This window comes from uncultured Phascolarctobacterium sp. (assembly GCF_905212365.1).
Classification (GTDB): Bacteria; Bacillota; Negativicutes; order Acidaminococcales; family Acidaminococcaceae; genus Phascolarctobacterium_A.
This window is the reverse complement of the sequence record NZ_CAJMEH010000002.1, coordinates 45784-63876: the sequence shown is the minus strand read 5'-3', so window position 1 is coordinate 63876 and position 18093 is coordinate 45784. Positions and strand designations below refer to the sequence as shown.

Genomic DNA, 18093 nt, shown 5'->3' with positions numbered 1-18093 from the left:
TCTGACCGGAGAGCAGAAAAGAACAGGAGAAAGAACATGTTTAAAAGTATGGATATAGGCATTGACCTTGGCACGGCTAATATCCTTGTGTTTGTGAAGGGTAAGGGCGTAGTTTTAAAGGAGCCCAGCGTAGTGGCTATCGATAAGGTGCGCAATAAGGTGCTGGCCGTGGGCGAGGACGCCCGTGAAATGCTGGGGCGCGCGCCCGGCAGCATCGAGGCCATTCGTCCGTTAAAGGAAGGCGTTATCGCCAATTATACTGTGACCCAGAAATTATTAACCTACGTTATCGAAAAGGTAGCGGGAAAAAGCCTTTTCTTTAAGCCCCGCGTTATGACCTGCGTGCCCATCGGCATCACCTCCGTAGAGAAGCGCGCCGTAATGGAGGCTACATCCAACGGCGGCGCGGCGAAAACCTATTTGATTGAGGAGCCCTTGGCCGCCGCTTTAGGCGCAGGCATCGATATTTCCGTGCCGCGCGGCAATATGGTGGTGGATATCGGCGGCGGGACTACGGATATAGCCGTTTTAAGCCTGGGCGGTATTGTGGTGGATTCTTCCATCCGCATCGGCGGCGACCATTTTGACGACGCCATCGTGCGCTATGTGAAAAAGGTGCATAATGTGTCCATCGGCGAGCGTACTGCCGAAGAAATTAAGATGAAGGTGGCTACCGTATCGCCCCATGGGCGCAGCGAATCCATTACCGTGCGCGGCAGAGACCTTGTGACCGGCTTGCCTACGACCTTCAGCGTTACCAGCGAGGACTGCCGTCTGGCTTTGGAGGATTCCATCGCTTCCTTAATCGCTACGGTGCGCAGCGTATTGGAAAAATGCCCGCCGGAGCTGGCCTCCGACATTGTGGATAACGGTATTTATCTGACCGGCGGCGGCGCGCTGCTGGACGGTTTGGCAGAGGTACTGCAGAAGGAAACCGGCATCACCACGCATATTGCCGACGATCCCTTGGAGTGCGTAGCCTTAGGTACGGGCAAGGCTTTGGATAATTTGGATAAGCTGCATCCCGGTACTGTTTATACCGCTTCTAATTTGGATATTTAAAGGAAGCTGCCGGCGCCGCAGGGCGTTGTGCGGATGAGCTCCCCGTATTGGGGAGCCTTTCTTTTATTTTTGCGCAGAACAGCTTTTATAGAGCAGGGAGGCTTATATGCAAGTGAGAAAATTTTTCAGCGGCGCTTTAGCCTGCGTTTTATTAGGGCTGGCGTCCTTGGCTTACGCCGCTCCTATCGATAATTTGCGCGCCAGCGTCAGTCCGGCGCGCGTGCGTATCGTACTGGACAGTAAGGAGCCTATCGCTTATAAGGCGGATAAAGATAATTTAAGGCTGGAACTAGAGCTGCCGCAGAGTACGGCGAAGAAGCAGCAGCCGAAAATTAACGACGGCTCTATCAAGAGCGTGCGGCTGGAGCCTGCGGGCAAGACTTCCGCCAGACTGCTTATCGATTTGAAAAAGGATTGCCAATACAAGATTTACCAGCTGCAGGAGCCTCACCGTCTGGTGGTGGATATTTTCCGCATCAATATCGTGAAGCAAAGCAAAAAGCTGGCCGAGGGCGTGACCTACAGCTATTTGCAGGACGAGATGAACGGGCGGCAGATTCAGGCTTATGCGGTAGAGGTTGCGCCAACGGCTAAATACAGGCTGCTGCCCTTTTCGGCGGCAGGAACCTATAACGGACGCGGATTGGTATCGCGGCAGGCGGCGGTCAGAAAAATGCTGGCGGCTATTAACGCTTCTTATTTTGACAGCGACGGCTGGGTAATTGGTACGGTTAAAAATCAGGGCTTGATGATGGCCATGGACGAGCAGCCCCGCAGCGGTATCATCGTAACGAACGGCGCGACCGACGTGCTGGCCGATATAGGCTATACCGGCAGCCTGCGTCTGCCCAATGGCAGCGTGCTGCATATCAAGGGCATGAACCGGGCGCGGATTGCCGACGATTTAGTGCTGTACAACAGCTATTATGCGCCTACGACTAAAACCAACAGCTTTGGCCGCGAGGTGAAGCTGACGAATAATCGTGTCACAGCCGTATCCACTGCTGGCAATATGCCGATTACGCCGGGCAGCGTGATTATTTCCGGGCATGGCGTTAATGCGGCGGCTCTGGCTTCCCTGCGCGTAGGCGATAGGGTGGAGCTGACGGAAGGTCTGGGCAGCGCCGCCGCCGATGCAGCAGCTACCGTGGTCAGCGGCGGTCCGCTTTTAGTGGAACGCGGACGTGTGAAGGTGCGGGTGCAGGAGGAAAACATTGCTCCCGATATTGCCAAAGGCAAGGCGCCGCGTACCGCAGTGGGCGTGAAGAAGGACGGCACGGTGCTTTTGGTGGTAGTGGACGGACGCAATAATAATTCTGCCGGGCTGACGCTGGCGGAGCTGGCCGCCTATATGCTGCGGCTGGGCGCGCGGGACGCAGTTAATTTTGACGGCGGCGGCAGCAGCGTAATGGCTATTAACGGGCAGGTGGTCAATAAGCCGTCCGACGGCAAGGAACGCAGCGTCAGCATTGGTTTGGGCTTGTTTACAAAATAGTGAAATGCTTGTCAAAAACTGCGGATGGCTGTATAATTAAAGCAGATTATTAAAGCGCAGCTAATCAGTAAACAAGCGTTGCGGCGCTTAGCGCTGGGACGCGCATCGAATACCGGCGAGGTGCATCCCGCCGGTTTTGCGGTATATAGGAGTTTATATGAAAATATTTGTGATAGCCTTACTGCTGTGCTGCCAAATGCTGGCGGCAGCGGCTGCCAATGTTCCCCTGATGCCTGTGCGCGATTTGCGGCCGGGAATGCAGGGAGTGGGCAAAACCGTTATCAGCGGCGATACTATTGAAAACTTTAACGTGGAAATTTTGGGCGTCAGCGGCAGCGAAGCCACCGGCTACAGCATTTTTGTACGTCTTTACGGCGATTTAATTGAAAAGACCGGCGGCGTGGCTCAGGGAATGAGCGGCAGCCCCGTGTATGTTGACGGGCGTTTAGTGGGAGCTGTGGCTTTTGGCCGCACCTTTAACGACCCTCATTATTGCTTTTTGACGTCTATCGGCAGTATGCTGCCCTTGCTGGATAAGCCGCGTCCGCTGCCTGCGGGCTGGTTGACCAAAGGGACCTCGCTGTTAGCGGGAGGCTTTACGGACTACGGCTTGGCGTATTTGCAGGAAAAGCTTAAACCTTTGGGGCTGGAGGCTGTGGGCAGCGGCGGTACGAGTGCCGCTGCGTCAGGCTCTTTGCAGCCTGGCAGCGCGGTGGGCGCTTCGCTCATGCAGGGAGATTTGACTTTGGGCGCTATGGGTACCGTCACCTGGACGGACGACTCCGGCCGGGTGCTGGCCTTCGGGCATCCCTTTATGCAGCGTGGCGACAGCAATTTCTTTATGAACAAGGTGTGGGTATTGGGCGTAGTGCCTAATATGCAGAGCAGCTATAAGGTGGGCAATATGGGCGAGGCTGTGGGCAGCTTTACTCAGGACCGCGCCAGCGGCATCGGCGGCAAGCAGGGAACGCAGCCCAAAACCATACCCTTATTTGTTACGGTCAACGACAGCAGCCGCGGCCAGGGAACCAGCATTCGCGTGCGGCTGGTGGAGGATGAAATGCTGGTGCCTACTATTGTGGACGCCGCCGTTATCAATACGCTGAGCAAGGCTGTGGACCGCAACGGCGGCGGTACGGCCAAGCTGCATTTTATTATTACTGGCGTGGACAGTAAGAAGCAAATGCTGCATATCGACAGGGAAAATATGTTTTATTCCAGCGATTCGCTGCTAAAAAATGTGAATGTGGAGCTGATGGAAGCAGTAAATATTTTAATGCAGAATAAATTTGAGCCGGTCAACATTTACGGCATCACTGTGGAGGCCGAGGTCAGCGAGCAGGTGCAGGTGGCCGAAATCCAGAGCGTGAGGGCCGTCAATAAAAACGTAAGGCCCGGCGATAAAGCTGCCGTTGAGGTGGTAATGAAGCCCTACCGCGGCGCAGAATTTACTAAAACAGTATATTTTAAAGTGCCCAAGGACCATCCCGGCGGCCGTTTAGCGCTGAATGTGCGCGGCGGCAGCAGCATGGCCTGGGTTATGAACCTTTTGCGCAAGCAGCAGGAGGAGGGCGTGCCTGCGGCGCAGCAGAAGAAGGAAACGCGCCGCACCTTGGGCGATTTTGTCAGGAGCGTTAATAACGCCGATAAAAATAACGAGCTGATTATCGACATCGCCACGGGCCAGATGAACCCTGAAATGATGCAGAACGACGCGGGGCTGGCCGGACTGCTGCAGGGTTCGCCATTTAAGCAGAAATATCCCTTTGATTTTATCATTGACGGCGAAGAGGAGATTGTCTTAGAGGTAAGCAAATAAAAATTTCCCTGCGCCATATAAATGTCATATTTTTTAGTATAATTAGTATAACAAAAGCGGAAGTAGAAGGTTAAGCATATGCTGCAAGCAATTTGTAGAGCTCTGGGCAAACGAATATTGGATTTTTGCGCTGCCAGCGGCAGGCTGACGCTGCTTTTTATAGCGACGCTGCGCCGTTTAAAGGACGCGGATATGAAAGAGGTAGTGCGGCAGATGGCTCTTTTGGGAGCCGACTCCCTGCCCATTGTGCTGATGACCATTATGTGTACGGGCATGGTATTTTCCGTGCAGACGGCTAAGGAGTTTGTGCGCTTGGGCGCCGCCTCCACCGTCGGCGGCATTGTAGCCATCGCCATGGCCCGCGAGCTGGTGCCCGTTTTAGTAGGCGTGGTCGTGGCGGGGCGCATTGGCGCGGCGATTGCGGCGGAGCTGGGAACCATGAAGGTCACGGAGCAGATAGACGCTTTGCGCGTTATGGCGGCTAATCCCATAAGCTTTTTGGTGGTGCCGCGTTTTTTGGCGGTGGTGCTGATGATGCCGGTGCTGGTTATTTTCGCTAATTTTATCGGCAATATCGGCGGCTGGATTGTGGCTCACTATTATGCGGGCATCGGTACCTTTACTTATGAAAATTCTATCAGGACGCTGGCGGAATTTTACGACGTGTTCGGCGGTATGCTTAAAAGCTGTTTCTTCGGCGCGATTATCGCCATTGTGGGCTGCTATAAGGGACTGAACGCTCCTAACGGCGCGGAGGGCGTCGGGCTGGCTACAACGGCGTCGGTAGTTCTTTCTATTATCCTGATTTTTATTTTTAATTATTTCTTATCCATCGTGATTTATGTATAAGGAGTTGGCGCTGTGCAGAATAAAGAGCCGATGATTAAAATTCGCCAACTGAAAATTGCTTTTGGGGACAAGGTCGTTCTCAATAATATGGATTTGGACGTCTATGCCGGAGAAACGCTGGCCATCATCGGCCCATCCGGTACCGGTAAAAGCACGGTTATCAAGGTGCTGACGGGGCTGTTGCCGCCGACCGGCGGCAGCGTGGTCATCGACGGGCAGGAAACCGGCAGCTTTGGCGAGGAGCAATGGGACGCGCTGCGCAAGCGTATGGGCGTTGTTTTTCAATATTCCGCGCTGTTCGATTTCCTTAATGTGGGCGATAATGTAGCCTTCGGCCTGCGGCGGCAGCTGCGCCTGTCGGAAGAAGAGATAGCTGAGCGCGTGAGCGAGCTTTTGCAAATGGTGGGTATGCCGGATACGCAAAAGTTGCTGCCGTCGGAATTATCCGGCGGTATGAAAAAGCGCGTCGGCCTGGCGCGGGCGCTGGCTATGGAGCCGCAGATAGTTTTTTATGACGAGCCCACGTCGGGGCTGGACCCGGTAATGACTATGACCATCAGCAGGCTGATACGCAAGACGCAGCGGCAGTTGGGAGTGACGTCGGTTTTGGTAACGCACGATATGGCTTCGGCTTATGCGGCGGCCGACCGCATAGCTATGCTGTACAAGGGCAGGATAGTGCAGCTTGGTACGGTGGATGAAATCAAAAACAGCGGTAATCCGGTTGTACACGCTTTTATCAACGGATTGGAATGGAAAGAGGAGGATGCAGATGGGCAGCAGTGAGGTTAAAGTAGGTGCATTCGCCTTAGGCGGCGCAGTGGTGCTGGCAGGCATCATTACCTTTATGGGAGCGTTTTCCTTCGGCAAAAAGGGCTATGAGCTGCGCATCAATTATCCGCAGGTCAGCGGCCTGATGCCGGGCCATGTAGTGCGCTATGCCGGCGTGCAGGTGGGCACGGTAAAGGAGCTGAAGGTATCTCCCGACAAGGTTGAGGTTATTGCTGAAATAGACGACCATATTAAAATTCCTCAAGGAGCTGTGTTCAGCATCGCTGCGGACGGCATCATGGGCGAAAAATACGTGAACGTAGCGCCGCCGCAAAAAATGGGGCAGGGCTTTATTGCCGAAGGCAGTACGATTAAAGGTCTGCCCGGCGGCGGTATGGACGAGTTCTTTGCTAATTCCGGCGATTTAGTCGGCCGTCTGGAAAATATCGCTGTCGCGTTTGAAAATATCTTCGGCGATAAGGAAGTACAGGAGTCCATGAAGGACGGCTTTAGAAATATGCGCGATATCAGCGAGAATATGAATACCTTTACTAAGGTAATGGCCGACGTCGCCGTGGCTAACCAGCAGGATATCAGCCGCATGATACAGCAGATGAGCGAGTTAAGCCAGCATATGAACGGCACGGTTTCGCATATTGAAAGCATTATGGACGGCGTGGATAATAACGGTCAGACAGGGCGTAATATAGCCGCGATTGTCGCTAATATAGAGCAGACCAGCGAACGCATGGAAAACATTGTGCAGATGCTGGAATCTGTTGCGCAGGACCCGGTAACACAGCAGTCCTTAAAGGACACGTTGGTTAACGTCAAGGAAACCAGCGCTAAGGCTAATAAAATTTTAGGTACGCTGACGGAGGCAGAAGTTTCGGCAGATGCAGGCTATGCGGCCAAGGGCGGCGATTGGCGCGGGAATTTAGGCGTAACGCTGCGGCCCAGCGACGAGGCCTTTTTGTATATGGGCGGCTATGATATCGGCGACGCTAATAAATTTGACTTTATTGTCGGACGGCAGCTGGGCCATGCCGGAGTAAGCATGGGCGCTATGCAGGGGGAGTTCGGCGTGGGCCTGAGCTACGACTTGAGCCGCGATTTTAAGCTGTATTCCCAGCTTTACGATTTTGACGACGCCAAGGTGCGCGTGGGCGGCGAGCTGCGCTTGACAGACAGCTTTTCCCTGTACGGCGAGACCATGGATGTGCGCGGCAGCAAGCGCGATACCTATATGGGCGTAAGAACTTATTTTTAAGCTTGCAGCAGTAGAGGCGCATACTGTGGAGGTTTACAGAAATTTCATTTGACATTTTAGAAGAAAAAAAATATAATTTCTTTATACTGACTGGTTGGTCAGAATGAAATGGAGGTTTATCGATGAGTGGACATAAATTAAGTAAACGATTGCTGACTCTGTCGGCTGCCGTATCTTTGCTGCTGTGCCAATCAGCTTTTGCCGGTGAAACCGTGGAGCTGAATTTGCAGGACGCCATGGAGCGCGCCTTTAATACCAACCCCGCGATTACTATCTCCGGGTATGAACGCGACAGCGCACGCGCTAATTACAACGCCGCCCGCCAAAGCCGCGGTATTACCATCAGCGCTAATCACAGTACTCAGCGCAGCGGTTACGACGATAATGTTGTAAGAAAAACGAACCCCGACGGCTTTTGGACAGGTGAATATTATAAAGCCATTGGCAATACTCATTCTAATAGCTTGACGGCTTCTATTCCTATTTACACTGGCGGCAAGTTGAGCGGTACAGTTAAACAGGCTAAGGCTAACTACCTGTATACGGTAGAAGGCGTGCAAAAGGCTTACAACGATATGCGTTCTACCGTAACCAACGGTTATTTCGATATGCTGCAGGCCGGCAATATGCAGGACTTGGGACGCGAGTCCGTGGAGCAGCTGGCCGACCATCTGAAAAACGTCGAAGCGCAATATGAAGTCGGCGTTGTCGCTAAGGTCGACGTGCTGCGCAGCCAGGTAGAGCTGGCCAACGCCAAGCAGACCTTGATTCAGTACGAAAATAATTATCAAATCGCCGAAGCTAATCTGAATAAAATCGTGGGCTTGCCCATGGATACCCAGCTCAAGCTGGATAATATTTTAGTCTATACGCCTTACGATAAGGATTTGGAGGCTTGCTTGAATTATGCGTCCGAACACCGTCCGGAGCTGGAGCAGGCTAAGCAGAATGTAGAAGCCGCTAAAGGCGCGCTGCGCGTAGCCATTTCCGGTCATATGCCGCAAGTTACAGCCAGCGCCAGCCAAAACTGGAACAATACTAATTGGCCTGGTGATGAAAACGGTAACTGGGACGTTAGACTGAATGTCAACTGGAATTTATTCGATACCGGCGTGACCAATTCCAGGATTCACGGTGCAGAGGCTGATTTGGCTAAGGCTCATGAAACCTATCGCGATAAAGTTGATTCTGTAAATTTGGACGTGCGTACTAATTATTTAAGCCTGCGCGAAGCTGAAAAGCGTATCGACGCTACGCATCTGGCAGTTGACCAGGCTGATGAGGATTACCGTATCGCTCAGCTGCGTTACATGAACGGCGTGGGCACCAACACCGACGTGCTGGACGCGCAGGTGGCTTTGACCACGGCTAAGACAAACTATTTGCAGGCCTTGTATGATTACAATACCTCCAAGACCTCTCTGGAAACCGCTATCGGCGTACCTATGGCGTTCCCGACAAAAATCAGCGTAGAGGCTCCTAAGACTGAGCAAGCTGAAGCAGGCGCTGAAAAGGCGGCAGAATAAATATCTTTGAATATGCAACTGATAACCGGCAAGGAAGCTGCTTTGCCGGTTATTTTTTTGCGTTTATTCGCCTATTTGTGAAATAATTGGAAATAAAGAGGAAGAATAGCCGTAATGTCGAAATAATAAAAGTCTAGCTATAGGCTTAGCGAAAATTTTGCTTACGTTCAGGCAGGCTGTACAGTGGTTGTCTGAAACGGTACTTTTGGAGGATTTACGGCTGGTGAAGTATAGATGAAAAAATATTTCAGATTCCTAGGTTTTTTAATAGTGCTGCTCAGCGCAGGCTATATTTTTCTGGTGCATACGGTTATGCCCTCCTATTTGCGGCAGCTGGTGCCGCAGGCGGAGGCTATGGCCGACGATTATATCAACGGCAGCGTGTCCATCGGCGAGCTGACCTGGAACGGCGGCCTGAGCGCAGAGATAGACAATGTTGTGATAAGGGACGCTAACGGCAGCACGGTAGCCGAGCTGCCGCGTACCATTGTGCATTTGCGCCCATGGCTGGCGCTGGATAAGGGCGCGCGAGCCGTAAGCAAAATAGAGCTGATGCGTCCGAAGGCTTATTTGGCGATGAATGACAACGAGCAATGGAATATGCAGCATTTGCTCAAGCCTTCTGATTCCGACGAAACGCCCTTTTATGGCCTATTGGAAATTACCGGCGGCAGCCTGCGGGTAGCGACGCCTGAGGGTCAATGGGATTTTGGCGTGGAGGGCACGCTGAACGGCGGCGCTAATCCGAAATTTGGCGTTGATATGCAGCTGACCAGCGGTACGGACAGGTTGGGCGTTAGCGGTTTGCTGACTTCCAAGGGCGAAGGCCGCTTGCAGGTGAAGGGCGATAAGCTGGCGCTGGCGGCTTATGGCGCTTTGGCGAAACGCTACGCCGGGTTGGATAATTTGCAGGGCGGACTGGGCAAGCTAGCCGTTTTGTATGTCAATGAAAACGGCGGGCAGAGCTTTTCTGGCGAGGTGGCTTTAGCTGGGCTGCAAGCCGAAATACTGGCGGCGAACGAAAAGCATAAGGTAGCGCTGAACGGTTTGCTGCGCGCTCGTGATAATGTGGTGCAGGTCAATGGCCTTGACGTGGGCGTGGACGGGCAAAAGCTGCGCCTGGAGGGTGAGGCCGACCTGAGCGATATCGAAGCGCCTCGGGGCGAGGGCGTAGTGACGGCGGACAGCTTGGCTTATGGCAGCTACGAGGCTGCTAAGCTGCGCTTGCCCTTCCGCGCCGATAAAGAAAATATTATTTTAGACGGCTTCCAAGCGGAATATGGCGGCGGCAGCATAAGGGCTAACGGCGCTTACAGCATTAAGGAGCAGGTGCTGACAGCCGACGTTCAGCTGCAAAATGTAACCCATCATCTGCCTGACCGGCCTGCGGACGACGTTCACGTCAACGCCAAGCTGGCGGTGCTGGGCAAGGCTTTGCAGGATAAGGTGGAGCTGCACGCTGCGGCGGATACCTTTGATTTGCGTTGGCGCAGTCTGACGATTAACAAAATGGCTTTGGACGGCGCGCTGGACGAAGCCGGTTTAAAAATAGACCATTTCAGCGCTTTTGCCGGCAATAACGGCAGTCTGGCGGTCAGCGGCAGCGTGGCGAAGGACGGCACGGTGGCTTTGCAGGGACGCATGGCCGATTTCCCCATAAATCCTTTGCTGGATATCGCGGCGGGGCAGGAAGCCAGCGGCCTGTGCTCCACGGGCTTTGCCATCGGCGGCAAGCTGACGGCTCCGGAATTTTCCGGTATGGTACAGCTAACGCAGGCTGAATTTTTGAAGCAGAAGATTGACGAGGCTCACGGCTTTATCAGCTTGAAGGACAATGTGCTGACGATTAAAAATCTGGTGGCAAATATGGAACAGGGCAAGCATTTCCTGGACGGCAGCATAGATTTGCGCGGCGAGGAGCCTGCCTTCGAGCTGTCCTTGGAAACTCAGGGCGTGCGCATCGAGCCCATTATGCAGCTTTTGGCGCCGGATGCTTCGGTAACGGGCAATTTGGATAATATTATGCAGCTCAGCGGCACGGTCAGCCATCCGTCCGTGTATGGCGAGGTTCACGCTACGGACGGCAGTGCGGCCAAGCAGCTGTTTAACAGCGTATCGGGGCGCTATATTTATGAGGACGGCAGGCTGGAGCTGCACAATTTCCTTATCCAGGCCTTCCTGGCCAGCATTAAGCTGGATGGCGTAATGACGGCAGATCAGCGTCTGGATTTTAATATGGACGCTAAGAATGTGGATTTGGCCCATTTGCCCATTAAAGATGAAACTGTGGATTTAGACGGCTTGCTGGACGCCAAGGGCCATTTAGGCGGCGTGCTGAACAGTCCTACCTTTAACGGCGATATTGCCAGCGAAAAAATTTACATTAACGGCGAGGTGCTGTCCGAGCTGCAAGGTACGCTGGACAGCAACGCTAAAGAAAAAAATATTTTTCAGGTATCCTTTAAGCAGCCTTATAAGGACGACCCGCTTAACTATGGCATTTACAGCGCCGATATCAATATCGATACTGTGCAGCGCTTTGTACAGGGTAAGGTGCTGATGGCATGGGGCGATATTGGCGGTTTGCTGCGTATGGCGCGGCAGGATTATGATATTAACGGCCAGATGCAGGGCGAGCTGAGCTTTAACCCGCAGGGCAAGGGCAGCGGTATTACCATTGCCGTTAATGCCGACGACGTTAAAATACATGAGCTGAATTATGCCCATATGAATTTTAACGGCCATCTGCAAAATGGTATTGTAAGTTTTGATAACGTCAAGCTGCAGGAGCAAAAGGATGTCAGCGACCGTGGCCTGATTGTTGCCGACGGACGCATAGATTTGCGCAAGAAAGGCATGGATATGGCGTTGTCCTCCGTCAAGGCTAACCCGGCGATTGTGACGGCGGTAATGAAGGACCCGCCGGAGATTAAGGGCGAAATGGATATGACGGTGAAGCTGGGCGGCACTATCGACGAGCCTCAGGGAACAGGCTCTTTGGAAATCGCCGACGGCTCTGTGGCCGGAGTCAGCATAGACCGGTTAACCGCTATGCTGTCGCTGAATAATGATAATATCCATTTGCAGCAATTTTCTGCCGTTAAGGACGCCTACGGCGTTAAGGCCGAGGGCGATATTCCTTTGGATTTGTTCCGCTCGCGGGAGCAGCGCCGCAATCCTCACGCGCAGATGAATATTATTGCGGATTTGAACGAGGCGCGTATGGGAATTTTACCGGCCATGACCAAAATGGTGGAATGGGGCGTGGGCGATACCCAGGGACAGGTACGTTTAGCCGGTACCTTGGAGGAGCCCTTGCTCTTTGGCTCTTTGAAGATTACCGAAGGCGCGGTAAAACTGAAATATATAGATACGGTGCTGGAAAATATTAACCTGGACGTTGATTTTAACGGTAATACGGTGCTGCTGCGCGACCTTTCCACTAAATTAGGCAAGGGTACGCTGGCTGCCGAGGGCAGCTACGCGCTGAATACGTCCATGGATACAGGCTACAGCCTGCATATTATGGCTAAGAATGCGGAAATTGCCTCCCAGATATTTACCGGAAGCATTAACAGCGACGTGACTATCGAGCCGCAAAAATACCGCGACTTTAGTAAGCCGCGCAGCAATAACGCGCCGCCTCCCATGGCTTATCGTCCTTTGGTTAAGGGCAGCGTGCTTTTGGACGACGTGTTGGTAAATATGCCGACTATTCCGGAGCTGGGCGAGGGCGAAAGCAATATCGGACTTGATATGCGCGTGGATTTAGGGCGCAGAATTCATTTGTATAACAGCTATTTATACGATATTTGGCTGGGCGGCGGCATTCAGATTAAAGGCAGCAGCAAGTATCCGCTAATCGACGGAACGATTCGGGCGGAGAAGGGCAGCGTTACTTATCTGCGTACCGACTTTAAGCTGAATAAGGCAAGCCTGAACTGGATTGAACCGGGAAGCTTCCTGCCCAATGTTAATCTGGAAAGCACGGCTCGCTTCAGCCGTTATAATATCTTTATGAAGATTAACGGACCTGTGGAAAATATGGATTTGCAGCTGCAGAGCGATCCGCCCATGGAGCGCAATACCATTATCAGAATGCTGACGCTGCAGCGCGATACGGCAGGCAGCAACGAGGTCACGTCCGAGGACATGAATAACCTGATGACCGTGGGCCTGCAAATGACGGTGCTGGGCGACGTGGAAACATGGGTTAAGCAAACGCTGGGCTTGGACCAGTTCCGCATTTATACGGGCAAGGTGCGTTCCGGTATCGGCTTTGAAAGCTCTAAAGACCGCAATCAGGAGCTTACGCCGGACGAGCGCAACCAGTACAATGTATTGGTAAGTAAATATCTGAACGATAAATTGATGATAGGTTACACAACCAGCTTTGACGCTCTTGACAGAAGTGTTTTCGGGCAGTACGATATTAGCAGGCATTTTAATATTACTTACTCCCGCAGCTACGATATGTCGGATACGGAAGATTGGTACGGCTTGGAATATAAAATCAGCTTTTAATTTTGCTTGATAACCAGTAAGAGGGGAGGTGGAAGCATGCTGCAAAGCTATTTGGATGAGCTGCGCAAAACGCCGCTGCTGGAGCCGCAGGAGGAACGCGCTTTGTGGGAGCGTTCAGCGGCGGGCGATTTTGCGGCGCACCAGCGCTTGATGACGGCTTATCAGCCGTTGGTTTTTAAGCTGGCTGTCGGCTTTAAGCTGCCGGAGGCAGAAACGCTGGAGCTTATCCAGGAAGGTATGGTTGGCCTGCTGGAGGCAGCGGAAAATTACGATTATAAGCGTCAGGTAGCCTTCAGCCTGTTTGCTACCTACCGTATTAAAGGCAGTATGGTGGATTATCTGCGCCGCAGCTCGGACAAGGGACTGCTGTATCTGGACAGCGATATCGGTCAGGGCTTTACTTTAAGCGACGCGCTGCCGTCGGCGCTGGCTTCGCCTACGGAGCTGGCTGAGCGTAAGCTGCTGCAGGAAAAAGTGGCTCAGGCTATGGACCGCCTGCCTGCTAAGGAACAGCAGGTGCTGCAGGGTATGTATCTGGAGGACAGGCCCGCGCAGGCCGTGGCCGAGGCTATAGATGTCAGTCTGGGGCATGTGTACCGTCTGCAGAAGCAGGGAGTGCGCCGTATTCGCGGCATGCTTTCCCGTTTTATGCACGATTTTAATAAGGAATAATTTATTTATAAGTGCATTTATTGAGTAAACAGAAGTATTTCAGCGTAAATCGCTTTAAAACAGGAAAAATCTGCGAAAACGAGCCGTAAAAATATAAGCGGCGCAGATGATTATTGTAAGTATAGTTATTTAGCTTATTTTATTCCGGCAGAAAGGGGTTTTACTATGGAGCGCTCAAGCCGTTCGCTGTTTCAGCGTATCCGCTGCGTTAAAAGCAGCTTGGATAATGCGGAACGCAGCTTTTTGGACAATAAGGATATTCGCGGCGAGCTTGACCTGATGCTGGCGGAAGCCGAGCTGAAAAACCTGCGCCGGAAAAAGGACGTTCCCTGGAGCTGGAACCGCCATCTTTTGGCGGCCTGTGCCGCAGTGCTGCTAGTGCTGACGGGCTTCGGCGGCTGGTATTGCGCCAAGGACCATTATTTACAGCGCAGAGCCGTGGCGGCTCCGGCAGAAGCACATACGGCAGCTTCTGCGGTTGTGCCGGTACGGCAGGCAGCGCCTGTCAAGGCGGTTGTTGTGGAAAAAATAGTTAAGCAGGATATTCCTGCTCAGGCGGCAGCGTCTGAAAAGCAGCAGGTTAATATATCTAAAGCCGATATGCACAGACTGGTACAGTCGGCACGATTAGAGTTGAGCAACTCTAAATGAAGCGCAAGGAGGATAATCCATTGATGAAAAGAACCCTACGGCAGCCTTTGAGGGTGGGCTTGGCAGCAATGCTGCTGGGCTTGCCGGTTTATGCTGATGATATACAAATTGCGGAGGCTGCGACTCCGCCAGCCGTGCTGGAGTCTGCTGCAGAAACGGACTCCGTGGAAACAGCCTACGCTGCTGCGGCGCGTGAAAACGCTGCCCAGACTGCGGCTGCAGCCGGCGCTCAGAAGGATACAGCGCCTGCCGACGCAGCTGCGGCAGCTCCCGCAGACGAGCCCGAGGCTGCTGCCGTGTCGGCGGAATCTGACGCGCAAAAGGCGCAGGAGCCTGAGAAGCAAGCAGAGCCTGCAGCCGAAGCTGTGCAGGAGCCTGCGGCAGAAGCAGCTGCCGTTCAGGAGCAGAAGCAAGAAGAAAACAGGCTGGAGCCGTATGTGGGCAAAACCATTACCAAGCAGATAATCGAAGGCAACGCTACCGTTCCCGAAGAGGAGGTTTTAGCGGTGCTGAAGACTAAACCCGGTATGGAATTTACGGAAGCCGGACTGACGGAGGACTTGAGCGCCATTTACGATATGGGCTGGTTCTACGATCTGCATCCGGAATTTAAAGCTGTGCCGGAGGGCGTGCAGGTTATTTACCATGTGCTGGAAAACCCCGTGTATAAGTCCGTTAAGGTGCAGGGCAATACGGTTATCGACAGCAAAAAGGTGGACGCCTGCTTTGACCTGGAGCAGGGCAAGGTCGCCAATTTGAAGCAAATCAATAAAAGCGTGCAGAGGCTGGAGGAGGAATACCGTTCCAACGGCTATATTCTGGCGCGCGTAACGGACGTGCATATGGAGCAGGACGGTACGCTGAACGTGACTGTCAACGAGGGCATTGTTGAGGACTTCAAGGTAAAGGGCAATGTAAAATGTAAGGATTACGTCATTACCCGCGAAATGAAGCTGAAAAAGGGTAAGCCCTTTAACGCCAAGGATGCTCGCCGCAGTATGCAGCGCGTGTACAACCTGGGCTATTTTGAAGACGTTAATATTAAGCTGAACCCCGGCCGCGAGCCTAATTCCGTAGAGGTAGAAATTTCGGTAGTGGAAATGAATACCGGTACTTTCGGCATTGGCGCAGGCTACAGCAACGCCGACGGCTTTGTCGGTATGATTTCCATTGGCGATAAGAACTTCCGCGGCACCGGCGATAAAATCAATATCCGTTGGGAGTTTGGCGGCGAGGATAACAAGAACTATGATTTCAGCTATACCCGTCCGTGGATTGACAATAAGGAAACCAGCGCTACGCTGAATTTGTACGATATTACTAACGAATACGCCGACTATGATATTCATGGCGACGAAATTGCGCGTTATGATAAAAAGCGCCGCGGCCAGGAAATTACTTTCAGCCGCAAAACCAATAACGAGTATGTAAGCAATTACGTTACTCTGAAAAACCGCGAGGATATTTATAAGGGCGAAGCTGACGGCTACGAAGACGATAAAGACCAATATTATGAGGACCAGTTTAACGAAAGCGGTAAATTCGAAGAAAGCTGGATGCCGCCAACTGCCGAAGAACGCCGTAAGGAAAACTTCGGTACGACGCGCAGTATTACGCTGGGGCGCGTTTTCGATTCCCGCGATAATATTTACGACCCCCACGAGGGCAAACGTATCGGCTACAGCTTAGAGTGGGCCGGCGGTCTGGGCGGCGATTTTGACTTTACTAAATTTACCGCCGACTACCGCTACTATTACCGTGCTGGCGGCGAAAGCGTTTGGGCTTTGAACCTGGGCGCAGGCTATGCCGACGGCGATATGCCGCTGAGCCAGCGCTTCTCCATGGGCGGCAGCGATACCCTGCGCGGCTACGAGGACGATCAGTTCCGCGGCAACAGCATGGTTAAGGCCACGCTGGAATACCGCTTCCCCATTGTCAAAAAGGTACAGGGCGTACTCTTTACCGATAACGGTTACGCTTGGGATAAACGCCATGAGGATGAATTTGATTTCGGCCTGATTAAGAACAGCTACGGCGTGGGCCTGCGCATCAATTCTCCTTTGGGCCCTGTTAAACTGGATTATGGCTACGGTGAGGACGGCGGCAAGTTCCACTTTAGCTTTGGCGGACAGTTCTAAGCTGTGGGGCGATGGCTGTAATGAAGCTGAATACAATTTTAATCCTTGCTGCAATGACATGCTTGCCATTGCAGCAAGCTTTTTCTGCGCAAATTGAAAATGTCAGCGTGCAGGTGGTGGACGTTAACGGCGGCACCAGCCAGATCCTGCTGGATAAAATGAGCGGCAGTATGCAGGTGGTCGCCGACCAGCTTTTTTTGGACAAGGACGTTGCTAAAGTAGCCGCCGCCGGAGAGGATTATAAACGCTTGCTGACGGAAATAGGCGACCGTGTTTTTACGGGCTACGAGCTGAGCGAGGTGCGGCTGCAGCCGGGCGCGCATACTGAGATTGTGCTTTATGCCAGGCCCTGGAACAGGATTATCAGCCAGCCGACAGTGGATCTGCAGTTTTCCGGCGTGGAGCCGCAGACAGCGGAGCTGCTGCAGCAGCGGATACCGTCGCTCAAGCGGGAGCTGGAGCAGGCCATCAGCGGCGCGTCCGAGGACGCAGGCGATTGGGCCGGCGGCGTGCTGCGTAAAATGGCGCGGCAGCAGGTAGAAGAACGGCTGCCGGAATTTAAGGCGGCTGTGGACGTGGTGCAGGATAGGCAAAGTACCGTAGTGCAGGTGGTTATTTATCCCGTAGGGCAGCTGGTGAGCAATATTAAATACGAGCTGCGCAGCGAAGCCATTCCTAATATTCTGCTTATGGAGCTGAAATATAAGTACCTGTCTGAATGCGACAGGCTGCGGGGGCTGCCGGTAGCTTATGTGCAGGCCCACAAGGCCGAGCTGGAGCAAATGCTGACGGATAAGCTGCTGGCGGAAACGGCAGTGCAGAAATTTCATTTACAGCCGTCGGTACGGCTCACGCCGGGCGCTAATCTTGGCGTGAATATTATGATTAATTCGGACGATTATAAGCTGTGGTTCGAGGGTTACGGCGATATTGGCCGCGATAGCGATAACCTTTCCGGCAAGGCGCATATAGGCAAGTTTATTTCGCCGCGGGACGAGGCTTTCGGCGAAGCGGAGGTTATTCTGGACGACGTAGAGTGGCGCTTCGGCGCAGGCTATGCCCGCTATTGGGGTAAAAGCGTGTGGAGCTATATGCGGCGGATGCCCATAGGCGATAACGATTACCGGCTGGAATATAATTTAAGCCCCAAGTGGCGCTTGCGTGCTGAGCATTTTTCGGGAGACGACCGCAATGAATTTGGTGTGCGGTACCGCATTCACGAATTCCTGAGCGCCGAGTACGTCTATGGCGGCGATGAATTTTATTTACGAATTATAGGAAATCTGTAGCAATTCTTGAAAGAATGGTTGCAGACT

At 52.8% G+C, this 18093-nt stretch carries 12 protein-coding genes; all 12 read left to right on the top strand.

The window, feature by feature from the left end:
- Positions 1 to 36 precede the first annotated feature (36 nt).
- Positions 37 to 1062 carry a rod shape-determining protein gene (locus QZ105_RS00975; RefSeq protein ID WP_293727979.1) on the top strand — a complete coding sequence of 342 codons (1026 nt, stop codon included), beginning with the start codon at positions 37 to 39 and terminating at the stop codon, positions 1060 to 1062.
- A gap of 106 nt (positions 1063 to 1168) precedes the next feature.
- Positions 1169 to 2557, top strand: a complete 1389-nt coding sequence (locus tag QZ105_RS00970) for a phosphodiester glycosidase family protein (RefSeq protein ID WP_293727978.1) — start codon at positions 1169 to 1171, stop codon at positions 2555 to 2557.
- Positions 2558 to 2714: 157 nt separating this feature from the next.
- Complete coding sequence (locus QZ105_RS00965; RefSeq protein WP_293727977.1) at positions 2715 to 4376, top strand: SpoIVB peptidase S55 domain-containing protein; 1662 nt, start codon at positions 2715 to 2717, stop codon at positions 4374 to 4376.
- A gap of 78 nt (positions 4377 to 4454) precedes the next feature.
- Entirely contained in the window at positions 4455 to 5225 is a 771-nt protein-coding gene (locus QZ105_RS00960) for an ABC transporter permease (RefSeq protein WP_293727976.1), read from the top strand.
- Positions 5226 to 5255: 30 nt separating this feature from the next.
- On the top strand, positions 5256 to 6011 hold the full coding sequence (locus tag QZ105_RS00955) for an ABC transporter ATP-binding protein (RefSeq protein ID WP_366935942.1): 756 nt from the start codon (positions 5256 to 5258) through the stop codon (positions 6009 to 6011).
- Positions 5998 to 7266, top strand: coding sequence for an MlaD family protein (locus tag QZ105_RS00950; RefSeq protein WP_293727974.1), 1269 nt, complete (start codon positions 5998 to 6000; stop codon positions 7264 to 7266). The genes QZ105_RS00955 and QZ105_RS00950 overlap by 14 nt, the downstream gene beginning before the upstream one ends.
- Before the next feature lie 122 nt (positions 7267 to 7388).
- Entirely contained in the window at positions 7389 to 8792 is a 1404-nt protein-coding gene (locus tag QZ105_RS00945; protein ID WP_293727973.1) for a TolC family protein, read from the top strand.
- 234 nt (positions 8793 to 9026) lie between these two features.
- Positions 9027 to 13316, top strand: coding sequence for a translocation/assembly module TamB domain-containing protein (locus QZ105_RS00940; protein WP_293727972.1), 4290 nt, complete (start codon positions 9027 to 9029; stop codon positions 13314 to 13316).
- Positions 13317 to 13352: 36 nt separating this feature from the next.
- Positions 13353 to 13988, top strand: coding sequence for a sigma-70 family RNA polymerase sigma factor (locus QZ105_RS00935; RefSeq protein WP_293727971.1), 636 nt, complete (start codon positions 13353 to 13355; stop codon positions 13986 to 13988).
- A 165-nt stretch (positions 13989 to 14153) separates the two neighbouring features.
- Positions 14154 to 14639 (top strand): hypothetical protein, encoded by a 486-nt coding sequence (locus QZ105_RS00930; RefSeq protein ID WP_293727970.1) that lies wholly within the window; start codon positions 14154 to 14156, stop codon positions 14637 to 14639.
- A 23-nt stretch (positions 14640 to 14662) separates the two neighbouring features.
- Positions 14663 to 16777: a BamA/TamA family outer membrane protein gene (locus QZ105_RS00925; RefSeq protein ID WP_293727991.1), complete on the top strand. Its 2115-nt coding sequence runs from the start codon at positions 14663 to 14665 to the stop codon at positions 16775 to 16777.
- 20 nt (positions 16778 to 16797) lie between these two features.
- Positions 16798 to 18066, top strand: a complete 1269-nt coding sequence (locus QZ105_RS00920; RefSeq protein WP_293727969.1) for a hypothetical protein — start codon at positions 16798 to 16800, stop codon at positions 18064 to 18066.
- Positions 18067 to 18093: the final 27 nt, after the last annotated feature.